This is a genomic window from Rhizobium sp. PP-CC-3G-465 (assembly GCF_004343445.1).
GTDB lineage: Bacteria > Pseudomonadota > Alphaproteobacteria > Rhizobiales > Rhizobiaceae > Ferranicluibacter > Ferranicluibacter rubi.
The window spans coordinates 2,339,993-2,361,679 of record NZ_SLYH01000001.1; the positions used below are offsets into that span (position 1 = coordinate 2,339,993).

At 63.3% G+C, this 21,687-nt stretch carries 23 protein-coding genes and 2 tRNA genes; 16 read left to right on the forward strand and 9 right to left on the reverse strand.

Going from position 1 to position 21,687, the window contains the following annotated elements; all coding sequences use genetic code 11:
• Positions 1–16 precede the first annotated feature (16 nt).
• On the reverse strand, positions 17–466 hold the full coding sequence (locus tag C8J33_RS11075; protein WP_132664222.1) for a DoxX family protein: 450 nt from the start codon (positions 464–466) through the stop codon (positions 17–19).
• A 219-nt stretch (positions 467–685) separates the two neighbouring features.
• On the opposite strand from C8J33_RS11075, the gene C8J33_RS11080 reads away from it, so the two are divergent.
• The 6 genes from C8J33_RS11080 to C8J33_RS11105 all read left to right on the forward strand — a co-directional run bounded on the left by C8J33_RS11080 (position 686) and on the right by C8J33_RS11105 (position 4,138).
• Positions 686–976 (forward strand): SelT/SelW/SelH family protein, encoded by a 291-nt coding sequence (locus tag C8J33_RS11080; protein ID WP_110727426.1) that lies wholly within the window; start codon positions 686–688, stop codon positions 974–976.
• 62 nt (positions 977–1,038) lie between these two features.
• Positions 1,039–1,398 carry a YqaA family protein gene (locus C8J33_RS11085; protein ID WP_422038110.1) on the forward strand — a complete coding sequence of 120 codons (360 nt, stop codon included), beginning with the start codon at positions 1,039–1,041 and terminating at the stop codon, positions 1,396–1,398.
• Between the two features lie 129 nt (positions 1,399–1,527).
• Positions 1,528–2,997 carry a phosphomannomutase gene (locus C8J33_RS11090; RefSeq protein WP_132664224.1) on the forward strand — a complete coding sequence of 490 codons (1,470 nt, stop codon included), beginning with the start codon at positions 1,528–1,530 and terminating at the stop codon, positions 2,995–2,997.
• A 95-nt stretch (positions 2,998–3,092) separates the two neighbouring features.
• Positions 3,093–3,179, forward strand: a tRNA-Leu gene (locus C8J33_RS11095).
• A 356-nt stretch (positions 3,180–3,535) separates the two neighbouring features.
• The gene (locus C8J33_RS11100) at positions 3,536–3,739 is read left to right on the forward strand and encodes a hypothetical protein (RefSeq protein WP_110800359.1); all 204 of its coding nucleotides are present in this window, start codon (positions 3,536–3,538) and stop codon (positions 3,737–3,739) included.
• A 171-nt stretch (positions 3,740–3,910) separates the two neighbouring features.
• Positions 3,911–4,138, forward strand: coding sequence for a hypothetical protein (locus tag C8J33_RS11105; protein WP_132664225.1), 228 nt, complete (start codon positions 3,911–3,913; stop codon positions 4,136–4,138).
• Positions 4,139–4,185: 47 nt separating this feature from the next.
• On the opposite strand, the gene C8J33_RS11110 is transcribed toward C8J33_RS11105, so the two are convergent.
• Complete coding sequence (locus C8J33_RS11110) at positions 4,186–5,217, reverse strand: hydroxyacid dehydrogenase (protein ID WP_132664226.1); 1,032 nt, start codon at positions 5,215–5,217, stop codon at positions 4,186–4,188.
• Positions 5,218–5,345: 128 nt separating this feature from the next.
• Positions 5,346–5,663, reverse strand: a complete 318-nt coding sequence (locus C8J33_RS11115; protein ID WP_207904018.1) for a hypothetical protein — start codon at positions 5,661–5,663, stop codon at positions 5,346–5,348.
• Between the two features lie 196 nt (positions 5,664–5,859).
• On the opposite strand from C8J33_RS11115, the gene C8J33_RS11120 reads away from it, so the two are divergent.
• Positions 5,860–6,486: a ribonuclease D gene (locus tag C8J33_RS11120; protein WP_132664538.1), complete on the forward strand. Its 627-nt coding sequence runs from the start codon at positions 5,860–5,862 to the stop codon at positions 6,484–6,486.
• 55 nt (positions 6,487–6,541) lie between these two features.
• Here the strand turns inward: C8J33_RS11120 and C8J33_RS11125 are convergent, their stop codons facing one another.
• The gene (locus tag C8J33_RS11125) at positions 6,542–7,924 is read right to left on the reverse strand and encodes a nicotinate phosphoribosyltransferase (protein WP_132664228.1); all 1,383 of its coding nucleotides are present in this window, start codon (positions 7,922–7,924) and stop codon (positions 6,542–6,544) included.
• A gap of 286 nt (positions 7,925–8,210) precedes the next feature.
• Here C8J33_RS11125 and C8J33_RS11130 point away from each other — a divergent pair, with 286 nt between their 5' ends.
• Complete coding sequence (locus C8J33_RS11130) at positions 8,211–10,562, forward strand: hypothetical protein (RefSeq protein WP_132664229.1); 2,352 nt, start codon at positions 8,211–8,213, stop codon at positions 10,560–10,562.
• Positions 10,563–10,698: 136 nt separating this feature from the next.
• Here the strand turns inward: C8J33_RS11130 and rpsA are convergent, their stop codons facing one another.
• The 3 genes from rpsA to C8J33_RS11145 all read right to left on the reverse strand — a co-directional run bounded on the left by rpsA (position 10,699) and on the right by C8J33_RS11145 (position 13,996).
• Positions 10,699–12,405, reverse strand: a complete 1,707-nt coding sequence (rpsA, locus tag C8J33_RS11135; protein ID WP_092931583.1) for a 30S ribosomal protein S1 — start codon at positions 12,403–12,405, stop codon at positions 10,699–10,701.
• A 137-nt stretch (positions 12,406–12,542) separates the two neighbouring features.
• On the reverse strand, positions 12,543–13,175 hold the full coding sequence (gene cmk, locus C8J33_RS11140; protein WP_110733120.1) for a (d)CMP kinase: 633 nt from the start codon (positions 13,173–13,175) through the stop codon (positions 12,543–12,545).
• Positions 13,172–13,996, reverse strand: coding sequence for a hypothetical protein (locus C8J33_RS11145; protein ID WP_132664230.1), 825 nt, complete (start codon positions 13,994–13,996; stop codon positions 13,172–13,174). The genes cmk and C8J33_RS11145 overlap by 4 nt, the downstream gene beginning before the upstream one ends.
• 219 nt (positions 13,997–14,215) lie before the next feature.
• Between C8J33_RS11145 and C8J33_RS11150 the strand changes: the two genes are divergently transcribed.
• Both C8J33_RS11150 and C8J33_RS11155 read left to right on the forward strand, forming a co-directional pair.
• Positions 14,216–14,608 (forward strand): TIGR02300 family protein, encoded by a 393-nt coding sequence (locus tag C8J33_RS11150; protein WP_092931577.1) that lies wholly within the window; start codon positions 14,216–14,218, stop codon positions 14,606–14,608.
• Between the two features lie 216 nt (positions 14,609–14,824).
• Positions 14,825–14,900 (forward strand) — tRNA-Ala (locus tag C8J33_RS11155).
• 50 nt (positions 14,901–14,950) lie between these two features.
• Here C8J33_RS11155 and xth read toward each other — a convergent pair.
• Positions 14,951–15,724, reverse strand: coding sequence for an exodeoxyribonuclease III (gene xth / locus C8J33_RS11160; RefSeq protein WP_132664231.1), 774 nt, complete (start codon positions 15,722–15,724; stop codon positions 14,951–14,953).
• A 65-nt stretch (positions 15,725–15,789) separates the two neighbouring features.
• Positions 15,790–15,969, reverse strand: a complete 180-nt coding sequence (locus tag C8J33_RS11165) for a hypothetical protein (RefSeq protein ID WP_132664232.1) — start codon at positions 15,967–15,969, stop codon at positions 15,790–15,792.
• A gap of 789 nt (positions 15,970–16,758) precedes the next feature.
• Between C8J33_RS11165 and C8J33_RS11170 the strand changes: the two genes are divergently transcribed.
• The 6 genes from C8J33_RS11170 to C8J33_RS11195 all read left to right on the forward strand — a co-directional run bounded on the left by C8J33_RS11170 (position 16,759) and on the right by C8J33_RS11195 (position 21,672).
• Positions 16,759–17,208, forward strand: a complete 450-nt coding sequence (locus C8J33_RS11170; RefSeq protein ID WP_110727447.1) for a helix-turn-helix domain-containing protein — start codon at positions 16,759–16,761, stop codon at positions 17,206–17,208.
• Positions 17,208–19,094, forward strand: coding sequence for a hypothetical protein (locus C8J33_RS11175; protein WP_132664233.1), 1,887 nt, complete (start codon positions 17,208–17,210; stop codon positions 19,092–19,094). The genes C8J33_RS11170 and C8J33_RS11175 overlap by 1 nt, the downstream gene beginning before the upstream one ends.
• 99 nt (positions 19,095–19,193) lie before the next feature.
• Entirely contained in the window at positions 19,194–19,397 is a 204-nt protein-coding gene (locus tag C8J33_RS11180; RefSeq protein ID WP_092931565.1) for a hypothetical protein, read from the forward strand.
• A gap of 5 nt (positions 19,398–19,402) precedes the next feature.
• Positions 19,403–20,572, forward strand: coding sequence for a YcaO-like family protein (locus tag C8J33_RS11185; RefSeq protein ID WP_132664234.1), 1,170 nt, complete (start codon positions 19,403–19,405; stop codon positions 20,570–20,572).
• Between the two features lie 13 nt (positions 20,573–20,585).
• On the forward strand, positions 20,586–21,317 hold the full coding sequence (locus tag C8J33_RS11190; protein ID WP_132664235.1) for a TfuA-like protein: 732 nt from the start codon (positions 20,586–20,588) through the stop codon (positions 21,315–21,317).
• 112 nt (positions 21,318–21,429) lie between these two features.
• Positions 21,430–21,672, forward strand: a complete 243-nt coding sequence (locus C8J33_RS11195; protein ID WP_110727455.1) for a hypothetical protein — start codon at positions 21,430–21,432, stop codon at positions 21,670–21,672.
• Positions 21,673–21,687: the final 15 nt, after the last annotated feature.

Consider the following 21,687-nt stretch of genomic DNA (forward strand, 5'->3'; position numbering starts at 1 on the left):
TTTGTGTCTGGTCGGCTCAGATCTGGCGACCGAGCTTTGCATCGACCGACTGGGCATTCGATCCGCGTACGGCGAAGTAGAGGAAGATCGCCGCCCACAGGATCGACTTCTCCGCACCGGCCAGCCCCTCGGCCTTGACGATGCCATGGAAGTAGACGGTGACCAGAAGCACGATCATCGAGGCAAAGGCCGCAGGTCGCGTGAACAGGCCAATGGCAACGAGAATGCCGCCGAAGAACTCGGTGGCGGCCAGCAGCGGCGACCAGAAGACGCCGGGATAGAAGCCCAAACCCTCGACCATGCCGACGGCACCGAAGGGGTTGGTGATCTTGCCGAAGCCGTGGGTGACGAGGAGAGCGCCGGCGACGACGCGCAGGACGGTTTCCGCCGTCGTATCGAACGGGCGATAGAGGCGCTGGAGGGCGGGGAAAATCGGGCGCGGGCGGCCGGTAACGATATCGGTCATGAAGAATGGCTCCTGGGTTCGGGGCAAAAGAATTGCCCTCCCCGTCTTCCCGCAGTTGCCCGCCATCGCAAGACGATCCGTTAAGAAACATGAGGCTTTTTGTTAACATTTACGTGAAAGCTCCCATGAGAAACGAAACCGACGGCCCGCGAACCGTTTCGGTGTCGTCGAGAATGCAGTAAACCTCATCCGCAACCGTCACGCCGAAGGAGCAGGGTCATGAGCCAGGAAAAACCCCGTGTCAGCATTCTCTATTGCACGCAGTGCAACTGGCTTCTGCGCTCCGGCTGGATGGCGCAGGAGTTGCTGCAGACCTTCCCGGACGCTCTTGGCGAAGTCGCGCTGATCCCGGGAACGGGCGGCAATTTCGAGATCCGCGTCGATGAGACGCTGATCTGGGAGCGCAAGCGCGATGGCGGCTTTCCCGGCCCGAAGGAGCTGAAGCAGCGGGTGCGGGACATCATCGCGCCCGAGCGCGATCTCGGACATACGGATCGGCCCGCCTCTTGAGCCTTGCAGCCCTCGCCGGCGTCTTTGCCGCCGCTTTCCTGTCCGCCACGCTTCTCTTCGGCCTGTCCGAAGCGGCTGTCATCGCAGCCCTTCAGGATCCCGCCCTGCCGCGCGGTCTCGTTTTCTTTCTGGCAACCGCCGGCAATGTTCTCGGCGCCGTCGTCAACTTCGTCCTCGGGCGCTTTTTCCTGCGGTTCGAAGGACGGCGCTGGTTTCCGGTCTCGCAGAAAGGTCGTGCGCGAGCTGAGGCGATCTTTCAGAAATACGGCCAGCCGGTGCTGCTGCTCTCCTGGGTGCCCATCATCGGCGACCCGCTGACGCTGGCAGCCGGGCTGTTGCGCATGCCGTGGCTGCCGTTTCTAATCTACGTTACCATCGGCAAGGCTGCGCGCTATGCCGTGCTGGTCTGGGTCTTCGGATGAGACATCTCTAACCGCATCTCCATTTCTCCGCCGCGCACTGCTCCCATGCCTATGATGCGTCATGGGTTTGCGATATTCCTGCCTCCAGCAACGCATCGAAGACACGATAAGCCGCAGGAGAGACGCGACATGAGCCTGAAATTCGGAACCAGCGGGCTTCGTGGCCTGTCCGTCGATCTCGAAGGTCCGGCTGCCGCGCTCTACGCCACGGCCTTTGCGCACTATCTTCTTTCCACAGGCCAGGCAAAGCCCGGCGATACCGTCCTCATCGCCCGGGATTTCCGTGCGTCCAGCCCAGCGGTCTCCGCTATCGCCGCAGGTGCCCTTCTGCGAGCCGGCTTGAGCGTTCTCGACTGCGGCACAGTGCCGACGCCGGCCCTCGCGCTGCATGCGCTGGCCACCCGGTCCGCGGCCCTGATGGTTACCGGCTCGCATATCCCCTCCGACCGCAACGGCATCAAATTCTACCGCCCGGACGGCGAGATCGCCAAGGCGGACGAGCAGGCGATCACGCAAGCCGCGGATGCACTGCGTGCCAGCCAGACCGCGATCGATGCGACGCCAGCCGAGGTGCCGACCATCGAGGCGACGGTGCGCGATCTCTTTTTCGCCCGCAATGTGCGCCTTCTGCCCGAACGCGCGCTCTCCGGCCTCAGGGTCGGCGTCTACCAGCACTCCACGGTCGCGCGCGATCTCTTCGTCGATGTTCTCACGCATTACGCTGCCGATGTCGTGCCGCTCGGGCGCTCGGAAACCTTTATTCCGGTGGATACCGAAGCGGTCTCCCCGGAGACGATCGAGGCCCTGCGGGGCTGGGCCAGCGAACATCGCCTCGATGCGATCGTGTCTGCCGACGGCGACGGCGACCGGCCGCTCGTCAGCAACGAAGCCGGCGAACCGATCCGGGGGGATCTTCTTGGCCTGATCGCAGCCGAGTTCCTCGGCGCTGCCGTCGCCGTGACGCCGGTGACGTCGAATTCCGGCCTGGAGCGCCGCGGTACGACAGACATCCTGCGAACCCGCGTCGGCTCCCCCTTCGTGATCGCCGGCATGCAGGACGCAGCGAAGGCCGGACACGACCGCGTCGTCGGCTTCGAAGCCAATGGCGGAACGCTGACGGGGAGCGCCGTGACGGTGAATGGTACCGTGCTGGCCGCCCTTCCGACCCGCGACTGCTTCCTGCCTGTTCTGGCGGTCCTCCAACAGGCCGCTCAGCGCCGCCAGCCGCTCTCCCTCATCGTGAACAGTTATAACCTCCCCATCGCCCTCAGCGACCGTCTGGAGCGGTTTCCGGTGGAAACGAGCCAGGCCTTGATGGATCACCTTCGGAGCAGCCCCGCCGCACTTGCAGCCTTCGTGGAGCCGCTCGGCGTGCCTACGTCCGTCAGCGATATCGACGGCCTCAGGATAACGCTTGCCGATGATAGCATCGTCCACCTTCGGCCCTCCGGCAACGCGCCGGAAATGCGCTGCTACGTCGAAGCGGAGACGGAAGACAAGGCTATCGCCCTGCTGACAGCCGGTCTTGCCCGCATTCGCGCCTGGGCCGAACAGGCCAGCACCGGACAGGCGACAGACCTCGGTAAAGCGGCAGAATGAAAAGATAACGAATACAATGCCTTGCCCAAGGTGTCGTGAAATCGTCAAAATCACTGTTGACACCAGACGCCCGGCCTTTTACATCCCCGCTCGTCGCCCAGATGGCGGAATTGGTAGACGCGCCAGCTTCAGGTGCTGGTACCCGAAAGGGTGTGGAGGTTCGAGTCCTCTTCTGGGCACCAAATTCCCAAAGACTACCCATAAAGCCCTGCTCATGCAGGGCTTTTGGCGTTCTGGGACACTGTCGGCCGTAGTGTGGCCTTGAGCGATCGACGTGCTGTGCGCGCATCGAGGTCATCCGGGGACGTCGGCCTGAGAGAACGCCTCCGGTCTGCATCGAAAGCCTGCAAAACGTCGTAGGAACGCCGCGTCCGAACTGCCGTCACAAAACTCTTACTTTTCATCGTGCAGAAGTCACGCTTCTCAGGAAGCGAGATTTCGCATCTTCTTGAACATGTTTCCATGATTCGCGGCGCGTCCGTTTTGCACCCCGGAGGGAACGCGTCGAGCTTTATGATCAAGCGAAGGGGGTGTCGTGATGGGGAAGAACGATAACGTTGAAAACTGGGCCGTGCTGCGGGCGCAGCAGATCCTGATGCGGGAAGGCATGGACCTTGCCGTGTCGGCACGCGATGCGAATACGGGGGCGGTTCGCGCGAAAGGCAAGCTTCTGGCCATGGCGATCGCCGCATCGCTGATGGAGGCGTCCGCCGCCTCCGTGCGGGCGGAAGCGGCCTCCTAAAGCGCGGCGCGATCTTTCAGATTCGCTTGGCACGCTTTACGTTTTTGTTTTTCTGCATGTCGTTATCGCAAAATCGCTGCGCACTTTTGCGCGACATGCACGAGATTTAGCGATGTCGAGACCGACATGATGCAGCTACAGTCCGCCCTCCTGCAGAGGAAGGGAGCCTTCATGTCGTTTTTATCGGATATGGCGCTCGAGCAAACGGAGATCGATGTCGTCTATCGGGCGCTTGATCTCTGGTGTCAGGAAATCGGCGCGCCTATCGACAGTGCGGACGGCCGCGATGTCGCGACCGTGCTGCTCGCTCTCTACAAGACAGGCCATACGAGCGAGACGGCGCTGCTGGCGGCGATGCGCAGGATCAATCCCGAGGGACCGATCGCGGCATCTCCTTAAAGCATGTCGGACTCCCGAAGCCGCGGTACAGTTTCGGGCGACATGCTTTAGTTATTGGTGACGGGCTTGGAGCGCATGCGCGACACGGTCTCGCGTTCCGCACGCTTGCAGCGCATGGGCGGCAGTCCGCGATCCATCAGGTCCATATCCTCCAACACCATGTCGCCCATCTTCTTGAACGCGCTGTCGAGGGCCCCTGCCCGGTGCGCGGAGCGCAGGAAGCCAGGCAGGCTGCGGACCTTGTGGTCAAGCGGCAGCGGTTCTTCCGGGAAGACGTCGCTGGCAGCGACGATGTGGCCCCCCTCGACGGCGGCCATCAGATCGTCGAAATCCACCACATTGGCGCGGCTCAGCAGAATGAAGGCGGCGCCCTTCTTCATCTTCGCAAAGGCCTGCGCATCGAGGAAATTCTGGTTCTCGCTGGTCACGGCCGCCACGACGAAGATGAAATCGCTCTCGGACAGCACGGTGTCGAGATCCGCCGGAACGACGCCGTTGTCTTTCAGGATCGAAGCGGGCAGCCAAGGGTCGAACACGCGCGTGACCGTCCGGAAGCCGGTGAGAACGCGGTTCAGCGCCTTGCCGAGATCGCCGAAGCCGATGATGCCGACGTTGGAGCCACTGAGAAGCCTTGCGGTCTGGTTGCCGTCTCCACCCCAGAGCTCACGCCCCTGGCGGAAATCGAGATCGGCATCGACAAGCCCGCGCGCGATCCCGAGTGCCATGGCGAGGCCCATTTCCGCGACCGGCTCGGCAAACACCTGCCCGGTGGTGACGACATGGATGCCGCGCTCGAACAACACATCATAGGGCATGTTGTTGATCAGGTTGCTTTCCACGTTGAGGATGCAGCGCAGCTCCGGCATGCGTGCAAGCGTCGCGGAATCGAGCGGCGGCTGGCCGAGCACGAAGCGCGCCGTCCCCAGAATATCGCCATCGAGACTTGCGACCGTATCGGCCTCTACCTCCACGACCCGGTATCGGTCGTGCAAGACGCCGAGGGCTTCCGGCGTGAAAATGAGATCGAGCGTTCGCGGCTCGGGCGCGCTGATCACCAGCGGCTTTTCGTTTTCGGACATTCGCATTCCTCCCGCATCCATCCAGCCATATCCCACAGAGCGAGACATGGCCCTCTGCTCCAATCTCTCGCGATTGAAGACGGTCTTCAGTACCAGACGGAACGCGTGCAGGACATCCGGAGGTTACGTCAATAATTGAAGCCGCGAAGCTGCCGATAGTTCGATGGCGGCAGGCGGGGAGAGACGAATTCGGGGCCGCCATCGCGGCTGCAGACATTGACCGTGTGGTAGCGCGGCCCACGATTGGGCAGGATATTGCCCTGTGCGCGGTCGATGAGGGCCTGTTCACAGCGCAGATTGCTGGTGGTGCCGATCGGATCCATCGGCACGACGCCGGGCAGGCTGTCGAACGTTGCGACCGGCTGTTGCGGTTGTGCGGCAACCGGCATCGTCATCGCGCCTAGCGCCGCGAAGATGCCGACAAGGACGATCGACCGGTTCCGCATGCTCGTTCGTCCCATGGCTCACGCCCCACTTTCGCCCATCATCTGGCCTTTGAGCGAACGCTATCGCATCGAAGCCGGTTCCGCGTTATACCGCCTGCGCTTTCCAACGGTCGAGGGCAACACTGTCATGACAGCCCTGACCGTCGATATGGGCGGCAGCTTGCCCATCGGGCAGGATGATGATGTGGGGAATATCATGCCGAATACAATACGGTTTCACGAAGGTGATATCGCCGCTGAAGACGCTGCCCGCTACAATGGTGCGATCGCGGTCGATACCGAGACGCTCGGCCTTGTGCCGCGTCGCGATCGGCTCTGCCTCGTGCAGCTTTCGCCGGGCGACGGGACGGCCGATATCGTGCAGATCGCGGCCGGGCAGACGTCGGCGCCCAATCTCGTGAGAATGCTCGCCGATCCGGCGCGGCAGAAGATCTTCCATTACGGCCGTTTCGATATCGCCGTGCTCTTCCACACCTTCGGCGTCACCACGACGCCGGTGTTCTGCACGAAGATCGCCTCGCGCCTCGCCCGCACCTATACGGACCGCCACGGTCTGAAGGACAATTTGAAGGAGATGCTGGAGATCGACATCTCCAAGCAGCAGCAGTCGTCCGATTGGGCCGCACCGACCCTGACGCAGGCACAGCTGGACTACGCCGCCTCTGACGTGCTGCACCTGCATGCGCTGCGCGACACGCTGAACCAGCGGCTGATACGCGACGGGCGGATCGACCACGCGGAAGCATGTTTTGCCTTTCTGCCCACCCGTGCGAAGCTCGACCTGCTCGGCTGGAACGACACGGATATTTTCGCGCACAGCTGAGCGGGTGTCGTCACGTCCGTGGTGGCTTGCCGCCCGGCGCGGCGATGGCTTGACATCACCGTGCTTGCGCACGGACCTCCTCGAACGACCAGTCCTTCAACAGGCGGCCGTCCTGCCAGACGGGCCGCAGAAGGTTTTCCCGGCCGGCAAGCGCGTCGAGCCGCACGGCCTCGAGGCCCGCCATGCCGGAAACGACGGCCTGGCGACCGGCTTTCGAGGCCTTGACGTTCATCGTGGCCGGGCGCTTCCACACATCGTGCCAGCGGCCGCTCGTGTCCTGTCGCGCATTGGCCTTCATGGCGAAGGCATAGGTATCGCGATTGACCTTCTGGAGGATGCCGCCGCCCATGGCGAAGGTCATGTTTTCCGCCGAGTAGCCGAACGCCTCCAGCCGGTTCAGGATCTGGTTCATATCGGCGAGCGTAATGCCGTCGCCCTGGATCACCCGGACGCAACGGTCGAGGACCTTGAAGCCCTTGCGGTTCTGGGCGGCGCCGAAGCGGTAGTCGAGCTGCTGCACCACCTGCACCGGCGTTTCGATCGGGTCGCCGCTATCGGGGCGGATATAGACGGTGGCGCCAGCGGCCTTGACCGTGTCGCGCAGCTGCTTGCCCCAGATGAAGGAAACCGCCTGATTGATGTCGTAGCTGTCGGACACCACGGCGAAGGCGCCGGAGGGTGCGAAGCGGGAGACCATGTTGGCATAGGCATCCGCCTCGCGGTCGCCGCCCCAGGCGGTCATGGTCGAGTGCTCGGAGGCGGGCATGGAGCGCCCGGCCATGGCTGCGCCATAGCATCGACGTGCCGTGAGGACGCCGGACAGCGTGTCGGTGCCCGTGAAGTGGACGAGATGGGCGGCACCGCCGATGCCGGCCTGCTCGAAGGCGCCGACGCCACGGGCGCCGTAATCAAGCAGGCGCGATGGCAGCAGCAGCTCGGGTTCGTCGGCCGTGCGCTCCAGCGCGTCGCGCAGCGCGAGCTTCACCTTGCGGACATTGCTGGCCACCGAGGAGGGATACCAAACGGCGCGCAGCAGGGCCGTCTCGATATGCGATGTCAGCCACCAGCAGGCCGGGTCCGTGTTGACGACCTGAACCAGCGGTACGCCCCGGCGCGTCAGGATGCCCTCCGGCAGCGCCTCGATCCTCAGCGGCAGGTAGCCGCCATGCGCGTTGACGATATGCGTCCAGCCGGCGCGGTCGAACGGCAGGCCGTGCGCCTGCGCCACCTCCTCGGCCTCGGCAACGTCGCTCATGGTCACCGAGCGGCTCAGCACATCCTTCAGGAAGATCTGGAGACCGAAGAACACCACGTCGATGAGATCGCTTCCGCCGCGCGTTTCGATGTAGGAGGAAATCGCGGCTGTTTCCGGCGGATATTGCAGGAAATGGCTGAGCTTGTAGCTGTCGGTGTTGAGGATGAGATTTGCCCAGTTCATGTCGTTCGGCCTTCCGTCCATCGCGCGGCATGTGATCCGCAGTCCGGTAACGATATCGTAACCATGTTGCGCTAATCTGGAGACATTCATGCCAAGCCGGCTCTTTTCCCGGCACGTGCTGCCTCCAGGTGTATCCTGTCGGGCATGCGCATGACGCGCCCATCGACATCATGACGCCGGCATTTCTGCCGCACCTGAACCCGCCGGCCGGCAGGGCACATCCGTTCCCTGCGTCGCTTTTCAGCAACTGCACCCGGCCCCGGCCGGATTATGGACGGAGACTGCCATGCAGACATCGGCCGCCATTTCCCGGAGTGCCGCCGCAGCGTTGACCGATGGCGGTACGGCAAAGGACCGGCACGCGCTGCCGTCTGCCGCAACAAAACGGTTCGATGCCATCCTCCATGTCATCGAGATCGTGCTGCGCGACATGGCGAATGCCGATCCGGCAACCCGGGTCGCGTTGGCCCGCCTGACCGAAGCCCTGGCCCGGATCGTCGATTTTCCACCGCAGCCACAGGAAAGCCTGCGAGACTTCACACGCCGGCTGGCCGCCCATATGGACGTTCTGCCGCCCACTGCCCGTGCGCTGCTCGAAAAGCAGCTCGACCAGCAGCCGCTGCTTGCGGCCCTGAAGATGCTGGTGGAAACGCTGCGGCCGGCACTGACGCTCGATCTGCGGATCGACCTGCCGCTGACGCGCGACGGTCTCTGGCATCCCGATCCCGTCTCCGCCCTCTTCCCGGACGACGATGACCAGCCTGTCTTCCGCCAGCCGACCATCCAGGCACCGCTTCCCACCCGCATGGCCTTCTCGCAGGCGCCCGGCGTGGCACCCGGTGCACCGCATCTGCAGCAGGCACTGGGGCAGGCCTTCTCTCCCGAGACGACAGCGCGGGCGCCGGATGCCCCCTTGTCCAACGCCATCCCGCAGACAGCAGACGAACCCGTGCCGCCATTGCGGGAAGTCGCAGCCTTCCTCGCCTCCGACGCCCATGCGCTCGCGCAGGCCGTGGCCATCGCCAAGGGATATGCCGTCGATGTCCTGCTCGACCGCAGCACGGATCACCCCCCGGCGGAAGTCGATCCGTCCGGTGCGGATATGGCTGCGCCCGAGGTCGAGACGGGGGATACCGGATCGCCACCGAAGATCGGGGATGACGAGACGCCCAACGCGCGCCTGACCGCCGTCTCGATGCCGGAAGAGATGCCTGAACTGCCGGAAACTCTCGTACCCGAGCGCCGTTCTGTGTCACCTGACATCGCAGCCGCTTTGGACACGCAGCCAGCAACGGAAGACCAGCCACCCCGCGCGGGGCCTGCGGCTTCATCGCCCGCCACGTCCCCGACAAGCGATACGATCTCCGAGGCAGAAGCACCCGTTCTCGCAAGGCATGGCATCGCCAATGTCGGCAGCCAGACGCCGACAGGGGCTGAAGCGGCAACCGCCCTCCTGCAACCGGATGAAGCCGTGACGGGCGAGCACATGGTGCCCCTTTCGCCGCGTCCGATATCCCAAGCCGATCCGCTAACGAGAGGCTCCGTGGCGGTGCCGGCCATAGCGACGAGCGGAACAGACGAAGCGCGCGCGGCGGCACAGCGCACCACGCCGTCCGCCCCGCAGGCGTTTTCCGGACCCCAACAAACGCCCCGCAGCACAACGCCAATGCTGATGGATCAGACAGCCGCTGCTTCGCCATCCGCAGCGCAAGACAGTGAATCTGCACCGAAGACGGTGCCGGCTCTCGCGACGGCAGCAAACCGCCTCGCCCCGCAACAGGCAGACGGCCAGCCGCGTCCCTCAGGACTTCGTCCCATCGAGGAGACGATCACCTTTCGGGGGCGCACGATCGTATCCGACATGCCTGCTGCACGCTCGCAACAGGAGGCTGGATCGCCTGCCACGTCGCCATCGGCCGGAGATATTCCGGACCGTTCCGCCGTGCCGGAGCATAACGGGCAACGGGCGCGACGACTCGGTGCCTCCCTCGATGAGGATCGCAGCGTAAATGCGCATCGTTCGACCGAGTCCGATGCCCGAGGGCTCGATCGCCTCCCGCCGAAAGTCGAAATCGCCCTGATGACGACCGGTGTCCGCGAGGTCGCGAATACGATCGGGCAACTCGATGAATGGGAGACGCTGTTCTACATGCTGTCCGGCAGCCTCAGCGAGACCTCAGAGGCGCCCGCACCGCAAGAGCCCCACGTCTCTCCAGAGAAACAGGACGAGGCCACCGTTCCCCGTCCGTCCGCACACCACGGCGTCGAGTCCGACCTGCTGACGGGCATCGACGAGGATCGCGCCACGCAGGCGCCTGCTCCTCAGCACCTGGGCGAGGATGCCTTTCCCGTGCCGCTTCTGCCGCGCGGAATGGAGGCCGTCATCGCCCGTGAAACGGTCGGCTACCCCTTCGTGCCCTACCTCCCCGTCGCCGATGCCGGCAGCGTACAGGTCGAGGACGAAGAGCCTCGTCGCCAGCGCCGGGAGAACGAGGCGGGCTTTGCCGGGGGTGAGGATGGCGAGAGCGGCTCGTCCTCGGAGCATGACGAAACGCCTGCCGCCGAACCGCCCGCGGAAGACGACGGCGAGCGTCATGACGCCTACGATCTCTACCAGCGCCTTTCGGACCTTCCCTGAACGCCTCGGGGCCACCCTGACCGCCGACGTCACGTCCGTTCCGGCACCGACCTCATGCAAAAGGCCCGCGGCGATGTCTCGCCGCGGGCCTTTCTGTTTCAAACCATGTTCGACGGACTGTCGAACCCGGCAACGATTACTCGTTGCCGCCGCGGTTCTTGAGGGCTGCACCCAGAATGTCGCCGAGCGACGCGCCGCTGTCGGACGAACCGAACTGTGCGACGGCTTCCTTCTCTTCGGCGATTTCCAGCGCCTTGATCGAAAGCATGACCTTGCGGTCCTTCTTGGAGAAGTTCGTGACGCGGGCGTCTACGGTCTGGCCGACCGAGAAACGCTCAGGACGCTGCTCGTCACGGTCGCGCGACAGGTCGGCACGACGGATGAACGAGGTGATGTCCTCGTGGTTGACGAGACGAACTTCGAGGCCACCGTCGTTGACGGCAATGACTTCGCACGAAACGACGGCGTTCTTGCGCAGTTCGCCGGACGTGGCGGCTTCGCCGACCGCATCCTTGCCGAGCTGCTTGATGCCGAGCGAGATGCGCTCCTTGTCGACGTCCACATCGAGAACGACGGCCTTGACCATGTCGCCCTTGTTGTATTCCTCGATGACCTGCTCGCCCGGACGGTTCCAGTCGAGATCCGACAGGTGCACCATACCATCGACGTCGCCGTCGAGGCCGATGAACAGGCCGAATTCGGTCTTGTTCTTGACTTCGCCTTCAACTTCCGTGCCAGCCGGATGGCTGTGCGCGAATGCCTGCCACGGATTCTCGAGCGTCTGCTTGAGGCCGAGCGAGATGCGGCGCTTGGTCGGATCGACTTCGAGAACGACAACGTCGACTTCCTGCGTCGTGGACAGGATCTTGCCGGGGTGTACGTTCTTCTTGGTCCAGGACATTTCCGAGATATGGATCAGGCCTTCGATGCCCGGCTCCAGCTCGACGAATGCACCGTAGTCGGTGATGTTGGTGACGGTACCGGAGATCTTCTTGCCGACCGGGTACTTCGCACCGATGCCATCCCACGGATCCGACTCGAGCTGCTTCATGCCGAGCGAGATGCGGTGGGTTTCCTGGTTGATGCGGATGATCTGAACCTTGACCTGCTGGCCGATGTTCAGGATTTCCGACGGATGGTTGACGCGGCGCCATGCCATGTCGGTCACGTGCAGCAGACCATCGATGCCGCCGAGGTCGACGAACGCACCGTAATCGGTGATGTTCTTGACGACGCCGTCGACGACCTGGCCTTCTTCGAGGTTCTGAACGATTTCAGAACGCTGCTCGGCACGGGACTCTTCCAGAACGGTCCGGCGCGAAACCACGATGTTGCCGCGGCGCTTGTCCATCTTGAGGATTTCGAAGGGCTGCGGGTTGTGCATCAGCGGGGTAACGTCGCGGATCGGGCGGATATCGACCTGAGAGCGCGGCAGGAAGGCAACGGCACCATCCAGATCGACGGTGAAACCGCCCTTGACCTGGTTGAAGATGACGCCTTCGACGCGTTCGCCGGCTTCGAACTTCACTTCCAGGCGCATCCAGCTTTCTTCGCGGCGAGCCTTCTCGCGCGACAGAACGGCTTCGCCCAGAGCGTTTTCGATGCGCTCGACATAGACTTCGACTTCATCGCCGACCTTCAGCGTGCCGTCCTTGGCCTTCGCGCCGAATTCCTTCAGAGCGACGCGGCCTTCGACCTTGAGACCGACGTCGACGATGGCGACGTCCTTCTCGATGGCCGTGATCACACCCTTTGTGACGTAGCCTTCGGCCAGATCCTGCTGGGCGAAGGATTCCTGCAGCAACGCTGCGAAATCGTCGCGGGTGGGTTGTGCTTCAGACATGAATACTCCTGGTCGTGCCGCAAGGCACGGGCGCCGGGGGTTTGCGTTGATCATATCCGATGACCCTCCGCTCCCGATTGCCCCATAGGGCATCGTATCGGGAACAATTCCGGCGCGGGGACGGTCGGTTCGGACTGCTAGTGCGCTAACGCGGCGTCGATCACTGACTTCGCCGCTGAAAACGCCGCCTCTATACCCATTTCCGAGGTATCGATCAAGTGCGCGTCTTCGGCGGGGCGCAAGGGGCTGTCGGCGCGTCCCATGTCGCGCTCGTCGCGCTTGATGATATCGGCAAGCACGGCAAGATAATCGGCGGGCACACCGTGTCCCGTCATCTCGTCGAAGCGCCGCCGCGCGCGCACTTCAGGCGAGGCCGTGACGAAGAGTTTCACCTGCGCCTGCGGGCAGACGACGGTCCCGATATCGCGCCCGTCGAGCACCGTGCCGGGGATACGGCCGGAAAATGCCTTCTGCGCCTCGACCAGCGCCCGCCGGACGGCCGGCATGACCGCGATCTTCGACGCGGCTTCGCCGATTTCGTGGGCCGCAAGGACAGAACGGTCGAGCCCAGCCAGATCGACCTTGAACGCCATGGCCTCCGCCACGGCTTCGTCATCGAGCGGCAGGGCGGCATCGAGCAGCGCCTTGGCGGTCGCGCGGTAGGTCAGTCCGGTATCCAGATGGTGAAACCCATAGGTTTCGGCGATCCGGCGCGAAAGCGTGCCCTTGCCCGCCGCAGCCGGTCCATCGATGGCAATAATGAATGTCATGTTTCACCTGAAATGTGGGGTCTCACCTGAAAATGAATATGGTCGTCGTGACGCGCTGCGCGGCATCCCTGAAACCGGACGATCTCGTTCTCCACGCCGAGCGTCCTGGCAAGATGGGGCTCTATGAAGATCTTTTCCACACCGAGATCCTGCCCACGCGTCGAAAGCCAGGAAACGGCGGCAGCGGTTCGGGCCTCGTCGAGCGGCAGACGCTTGAACATCGGCTGCAGCACATCGAGATCCCAGCGAAAGCTCAACAGGTCGTGCCGCCCGGCGCACGGAAGCACGTCGCCGGGCTGCGGCTGTTCGAACGCGAAGTAGCCGAGCGGCGAGCGCGTGACGCCGTTCAGCGGCTCGCCGCCAGACGTCCTGTAATAAAAGGCGACATCGAGCTTTCTGCCGTCATTGTGCGAGAGATGCGGCAGAAGCGGGAAACCGCTGAGAAACGGAAAGTTCGCATCGAGCGCCAGCGTGACGGTGCCGGGATAGGTCGCCTCCATGTGGCGCGCGAGGGCGATGGCAGCGGTTTTCATGGCGGGCGTCACGTAGTTGCGGTTGAGCGCGCAGAAGAGCGGCGACCGGACCGCCAGCGGCATATCCGTCTGCCCGCAGGATAGCGGCACCCGTCCGAAGACCGGCGCGACAGACTGTGTGAGGACTGTCGCCCCGGCATAGACGACAAGAAACACAGAGAAGGTCGCCACGCCCTTGCGCCACCCGGCAAGACGCGCCAGCCCCAGCGAGACGAGATAGGCAAGGCCTCCGATCTGCGTCAGGGCGGTGAGAACAAGAACCAGGAGGAAGCGCCAGAGGAAAATCATCGTGATTCCCTAGTTATGATATCTTGCGTCGCCCGGCGGGCAGTCCGCCGTCCGGCAACGCCTTACAACCCCTTCCCGCACATGGAAACCGTCGCCATTCACGTTTTCGCTTTGACAGTTTCCGCCCTTACGATTAAGGGGACCGGCTAATTCATCTTAGGTTTACCGCCGGCATTCCGGCTGACGCCGGTTCGTCCGGCCGTTCAAGAGGCATCGACAGTGGCAAAAGCGGAACTCGGAACCAAGCGCATCGACCCGGAAACGGGACGCAAGTTCTATGACCTGAACAAGGACCCGATCGTGTCTCCGTACACCGGCAAGTCCTATCCGCTCTCCTTCTTCGAGGAGACATCCGTCGCCAAGGTCATGGAAAAGGCTGCAGCCGAGGAAGAGGACGTCGCCGAAGTCGACACCGAGAACCCGGAGGTCGAACTCGTCTCCCTGGAAGAGGCCGACGAGGGCGCGAACGGCGACGACATCCCGGATCTGGGCGATGACGAAGTCGAGATCGACAATGACGACGACGACACCTTCCTCGAGGAAGACGAAGACGACGACAATGACGGCCTGTCCGACCTGATCGGCGTCAACGACGACGACGACGAAGTCTGATCGTTTCCATCATCGAACGTTTCGAGGCCTGCCTTTCCCCGTGAGAGGCAGGCCTTTCTTTTGGCCCGCGACAGAGCTTTTTCGTCGGGATTTCAACAAAATATCGATGCCACCAATTTTATGGCTTGCCATCTTCCGGAAGCGGAAGTAATAAGCCGCACCTGCCCGGCACGAAGCGCCGGCGGTACCCGGAACCGGCCTTGCCGGACCCTTTATGGGGCTATAGCTCAGCTGGGAGAGCGCTTGCATGGCATGCAAGAGGTCAGCGGTTCGATCCCGCTTAGCTCCACCAAATCTCTTTCGATACGAATTCCTCTCACTCTCCCGCGTTGGCGCGTGCGCTTACAGCGATAACTCGATCCAGACTGGCGCGTGGTCGCTGGTCTTGTCCCATCCCCTGACGTGACGGTCGACGCCGCAGGCGGTGAGGTGGGGTGCGAGATCGGGGCTGAGGAGGCAGTGGTCGATGCGTAGGCCGGCATTGCGGGCGAGCGCGTTGCGGAGATATTTCCAGAAGGTGAAGATCTGCTCGTCGGGGTGCAGCGCGCGGATTGCGTCTGTCCAGCCGGTTTCGACGAGGGCGCGATAGGCCTTGCGGACCTCGGGACGGAAGAGGGCATCGTCCTGCCAACGGGCGGGATTGTAAACGTCGAGATCCGTGGGCATGACGTTGAAATCGCCGATAAGTGCGGCCGGCATGCCGAACTCCAGAAGCGTTTCGCCATAGCGCGTCAGGGATTTCAACCAGTCCAGCTTGCGGGTGAATTTCGGTCCGGGATACGGATTGCCGTTCGGTGCGTAGAGGCAACCGACGATCACACCGCCGGCGATAGCCTCGATGTATCGGCTTTCGTCGTCAGCGGTTCGATCGGGAAGGCCGCGTCGCGTAAGAATAGGCATGGCCTCTCGCGCAAGAATGGCGACGCCGTTCCACGCCTTCTGGCCATGCCAGACGGCACCGTAGCCCGCTTTTTCCAGAGCCTGCTTGGGAAACCTGGCCTGTGGGGCTTTCAGTTCCTGCAAGCAGACGATGTCTGGGCGGCTCTCCTTCAGCCAGCGCAGAAGGATGTCGAGCCGACCATTGATACCGTTGACGTTGTAGGTCGCAATCCGCATGTGCCGTCCTGCTCCCGAGCCGATGCGGCCTGTCCATGAGAAGGCAGGCCATCTGGTCCGAAGCGTCAGCCGCCGTGCCGGTCGCCCTTGTCACCCTCTCCGGGCTTCGCCGTGGTCTTCGCATCATGGCGTGCGTCGGCCGATAGCGAGCGGCTGACGTTGACACTCTCCTTGAAACGGCCTTCCTCGTCGCGGCGGACATAGCGCTTGTCCGTACCCGTATCGATCAATTCCCGCTTGGACATGGTCTTCTCCTTTGGCGAACGATACCGGGGTAACGCAATATCCAGCAAAAGGATGCGTCTCGGGCTCTGGCGCGGGACGCGCATCGCATGGCTCTGCATCAGGAGTGGCGTGATGCCAGACAGGCACGCTTCAGCACCATGGAGGCAAACGGTGCAGGACGAGGAGGGATCAGGCGTGAGGACTGGGAAAATCTCCTCCAGAAACTGAAAAGCCTGCCGCGGGAGGAGGTGCGGCAGGCTTTCCAAAAGAACCGAACAGCGGCTGGGAGGAGGAGTGCCGCTATTCCTACAGGGGTCCGGGGAGGAGGATCGGAGCCCTGAAACTCGAAGGACGCGGGAGGAGGTGCGTGCTTCGATGAGGACCATCATACGGTAAAACCGAAGATCCGAAAGTCGTGATATTGCAGTGCAGCTATGCAGCTGGAACATACCGCTCGAAATGAGCCGCCGATATTGACCAAATCTTCATCGTTTCCAAAGCGGCTCTCGCACCTCCAGATATAGGGGTCCCAATATAAGGGTTTATGTGAGCCCGGAGCAGCGTTGGCGGTGTCTGCATATCGTTAAGCTTTCGACATTCGAGACAATGGCGCGTGTCAATCCTCGAACATGACGATCTGCTTGCTTGCCAAAAAGGGTAGCGGATCGAGGCGGAAAACGTTATCGGTTGCTAACCAGAAGTGCCGTGAGCTCGCAGTCGCAACCCTGCGGGAAATTCATTGCTCTTTCTGAAAAATCATACATTCTCGCGCAAACGAGAATTCAGCCGGTATTTCTGCAGGAGCGACTATGAACGCGAAGGCCCCCCATGCGATCGATATTTACGTCGGAGGTCGTGTTCGTGCGCGCCGGCTTATCCTCGGGATGAGCCAGACGGCGCTGGGCGACCGGCTGGGCATTACCTTCCAGCAGATCCAGAAGTATGAGAAGGGCGTGAACCGGATGGGCGCGAGCCGGCTGCAGGCCGCCGCCGACATTCTGAGCGTGCCGATCAGCTACTTCTTTCAGGACAACCCGAGCGACCAGACCCGGCCGGAGGCCGCGGATTTCGACGCGGTCAATGCGTTTCTGTCCACGCGCGAGGGCCTGTCGCTCAACAAGGCGTTCTCCTCCATCAAGAGCCCCGACATCCGCAAGACGGTCGTTGCCCTCGTGACGTCGCTGGCGCAGGGCGAAGAGGCTGCCGCCCGGCAGCCGGCGGATGCTCCCGCCGTGCAGGCTTCCGCCAACGCCTCCTGATGTCACCGCTGCGGCTGCAGACCTTCGGCAATCTGGCCCTGAAAACGGCGTGCGGCGAAGACCTCGCCTTTCCGCAGAAGGCCCTGTTGCTCGTCTGCATGCTGCGCCTGGGAGACCGTCCCGTCCTGCGACGGGATGAAGTCTCGGCCCTTCTCTGGCCGGAGGCCGACCGGGAGGCGCAGCACATCAACCTGCGCAAGATGGTCTCGCGCATCCGCAAGGCGCAGCTAGCCTATCGCAGCGTGATTCTCGATATCGACGACACATCCATCACGCTGGGTGACGACGGACAGCGCCTGACCATAGACGCCGGCTGCTTCCGGCGAGACGACACGTCGCTCGAAACCATGCTGGCGCTGCTTCGGGAACGCTTCCTCGGCGGCAAGCTGCCGGAAGGGCCCCTGCGCCGCTGGGCCGACCTGCAAGTCGATACGCATTATCACTGCCTGCGCGAGCGGCTGCTTTCCCTCCCCGGCGAGGCCTCTGCCGGCCCGGATACCGCAGCGATGCGGGAAGCAGCCTTTCTGCTCCTCGAGCGCAATGTGCATGACGAGCCGGTGCGGGCCCTTCTCGAAGACAATGCTCCGTCGGCACGACAGGCGATGCTTTCGACCGCCGACGGGCAGGCCTCGATGCCGCCCCTGAGAGCGACGGCCACGCCCGGAAGCACGTCATCGGACACGCGCCTGCCCGTCTACGCCCAGGTCCTGCCGCGCGTGCAACGCGCGCTGACGGTAACGGCATCGCTGCCGAGACTGGCGCTCTTGCCGCCGGCCTTGCGGGTCGGCGCATCGCGGACACTCACCGGAACGGTCGCCGCCCTGATCGACGACATCGCCATCAGCCTCTGCACCCTGCGCAACATCTCGATCGTCGCGCCCCACACCGCCAAGCGGATCCAGGAAAGCAACGACAAGATCACCATGCTGGAAACGCATGCCGTCTCCTATCTCGTGGATACGACACTCTGCGCGGAAGGCCTGCTGGTACAGATCATCTTCGTTCCGCTCGATCGGGTCATCTGGGCGCAGCGCTTCGACCTCGACGTTCCCTTTTCCTCGCACCGCAAGGTGATCGCCACGATCATCGCGGACAGCATCGCGACGGAACTGCAGCGCAATCAGAATCCCCTGGTCGAGTACGAACATCATCCCGATGCCTATCGCGCCTATCTCTCCGGCGCCCGCCAGACGAAGGACCTTTCCCTGCCCTCCATTCGTGGCGCGCGCCGCGGCTTTCGCGAGGCGCTTCAGTATCGGCGGGACTTCGCACCGAGCTTTGTCGGGCTCGCACGCACCTATTCGCTGGAGTGGGTGCTGACGGCGCGCGGTGACAAGGGCCTTCTCCACAAGGCAGAGGACCATGCCCGGCTTGCCATCGAGCAGGACCCCGAAAGTGCTGCCGGCTACAAGGAACTCGGCGTTGCGAAGCTCTATCTCGGCGACCTCGACGAGAGCCTCGAGGCCTTAGCGCGCGCGGAGGCCCTGAGCCCGCATTACGCGGATGCGATCTACAGCTATGCCGACTCGCTCGTTCATGCCTCGCGGCCCGATGAGGGCCTGCGCAAGATAAAACGGGCGATCGAGCTCAATCCGCTGAGCCCGGACGATTATTTCTGGAGTGCGGCGGGTGCGAGCTACTTCGTCGGCCATTATCAGGATGCCATCGACTACATCGGCAGAATGGCCCATCAGTCCTCGGCCGATCGGCTGAGAGCGGCCGCCTTCGCCATGCTCGGAGACATCCCGACGGCGCGTCGATACCGGCGCAAGGATCGCGAAGCCAATCCGCATTTCGACCTCGACCGCTGGCTGTCGGTTCTACCGATACGCGAAACCTGGCAGAAAGAGCTTTACCGTGAAGGTCTTTCAAGGGCAGGATATTAACGGCAGAATCGCCTGTCGATCCTGCCGAGACCGCCTCTGCTGCCCTCAACCTCAGGCCGCAGCCGGTTGTCTTTTCATTCTCGCCATGAAGGAAATCGCATGTCCAAAACTGTTGTTTTCGGCTTTCCCGGGGATAGCCAGCTCTATGTCGCCGATGTCGAGGCGGGCACTGTAAAGCCCCTTGAAGACACGGACGGTCGAGCCGGCGAACTGCGCTCGTCCAGCGCGCCGTTCATCCGCGGCGTGGACTTCGCCGTCGCGCTCGATCCGGCCGACAAGGCCTTCTCCGGCCTCTTCGACTGACGCCATTGCGCCTTCAAAACTTTGCCAGACAGTGCACCGCGGCCGAGACCTTCGACCGCGTTGCACCTTTTCTTGCTGATTTCGGTATTACACGGGTCGCGCGGCATACCTCGCTCGACCGCATCGGCATTCCCGTCTGGTGCGCCTACACGCCCAATGCCAAATCCATCGTCGTGGCGCAGGGTAAGGGTGCGACGGATGCGGATGCACGGACATCCGCCGTCATGGAAGCACTGGAACGGGCGGTCGCCTGCGATCCCGCTGTCGAGGTGCTTAAAGCGAGCATGGCGGACCTGACGCGTCGCGGACAGGCTTTTCATGCGCTGGCGGGATTGGTGGCATCCGGTCATGATCCGCTTTCGGCAGACGAGGAAACGGACTGGGTCGCGGGGGAGGATCTCGTGAGCGGCGAGACGATCTTCGTGCCTTGGCAGGCCGTCGTCCTCGACCGAACGATCCACGACAGCCGCTACTGGCAATCCTCCGATGGGCTTGCCTCCGGCAATACGCTGGAGGAGGCGATCCTTCACGGGCTGATGGAGCGCTTGGAACGCGATGCGCATGCGCTCTGGCAGTTGCGCGCCCAGGCGGCGCGACAGGCGACCTGCGTGGACACTGCCGGTTTCGATTGCCCTGCCATCCACGAACTGGAACGCCAAATCGCGGATGCGGGGCTGACGCTGCGTCTGTTCGACGTGACCGGCGACCTCGACATTCCCTGCTTCGCCGCGTTCCTGGGCCCGGGCGGAACGTCCTTCTCGGGGCGGCTGCGGCATGTGGACGTGACCTTCGGATGCGGCGCGCACCCCCTGCCCCGGCAGGCAGCCCTCCGGGCCATGACGGAAAGCGCCCAGTCGCGGCTGACCTATATCAGCGGTGCGCGGGACGACGTGTTTCCCGCCGACTACGACAGACCCTTGGCGGACAGCACCCGACAGGCCATGATGGCGGTGCCCGGCGCGCGGGACTTCGCCGACCGGCCTGCGTGCACGCCCGAGACACTGATCGACCATCTCCATACGCGGCGTGCCGGCCCGATGATCGCGATGCGGCTCTCCCGTCCCGACCTTCCCTTTGCCGTCGTGAAGGTTCTCGCACCCGCGCTCGAAAATCCCGAGGGAAAGCGCCGGCAGCGATACGGGACGCGCGCGCTCCGCCAGGCACTGACGCAATGATGATGAGGGGTCTATGAAGGTTTTGTTCATCGGACCGACGCTGCCGGATGCCGCGCGGGTCGCGCCCGGCCTCGACATCCGGCCGCCAGCGATCCAGGGAGATCTCTATCGCGCCGTGCGCGATGGTGCCGCCGCGATCGGTCTGGTCGATGGCGGGTTCGAATATACGGCGCCGGTCTGGCACAAGGAGATCCTCTACGCATTGTCCGAGGGCGTCACGGTCTTCGGTGCCGCCAGCATGGGGGCTCTGCGGGCTGCGGAGTGCCGTGCCTTCGGAATGGTCGGCGTCGGCACCATTGCGCAGGCCTATGCCGATGGCACGCTGGTGGACGATGCCGATGTGGCGCAGCTTCACGCGCCCGCGGAGCTGGGATGGGCGAGCCTCACCGAACCTCTGGTCAATATCCTCGCCACGCTGCAGCAGCCCGATCTGCCGGCCGGGCTTACACCGGACCTCTGCAACCGGGTCGAGGCGGCGGCACGACAGCTGCATTTCAAGGAGCGGACATGGCGGGCGATCGCCGATCGCGTCGCGCTGCCGGACATAACGCTTCGCAAGCGGCTCGAAGCGGAATTAAAGGCCTGCGCGCGCAACAGGAAGCGTGAGGACGCCCTGCTTCTGATCGCCGCGATGAAAGCGCACGACGTCGGACGGTCGCACGAAAGGCCTGATTGGGTTTTCCAGGAGACGACACTCTGGCGGGACCTTGTGGACCGCGAAAATGCGAAACGTCTAATGTTTTGAAGAACCTTCACGGGCTTGTGACAGGTCACGCTTTGCATGTCACGGCTGTGTCACGCGCGATTTCCTGCGTCAGTCGCTACAGTCATTCCGGGACAACGGAACGGCTTGGAACATGACACTCAGCAACCCGCACGCGGAACATATCGACGTCGCTCACGCAGAGCGAGACCCTCAGGAAGTCCGGGCCCTCGCCCGACTGATCGTGTTCGCCCGGCAGAATGCGATCGATCTCAATATGGAAAATGCGGTGCATTGCCTCGATCTCGCTTTGCGCTCGGTCCTGCAGGAAGGCGACAGCACCTTCGATGGTCTCGCCTTCCCCGATTCGAGCCTGCAAAGGCTCCGCGCACATTAATTGCCATTATGGCTT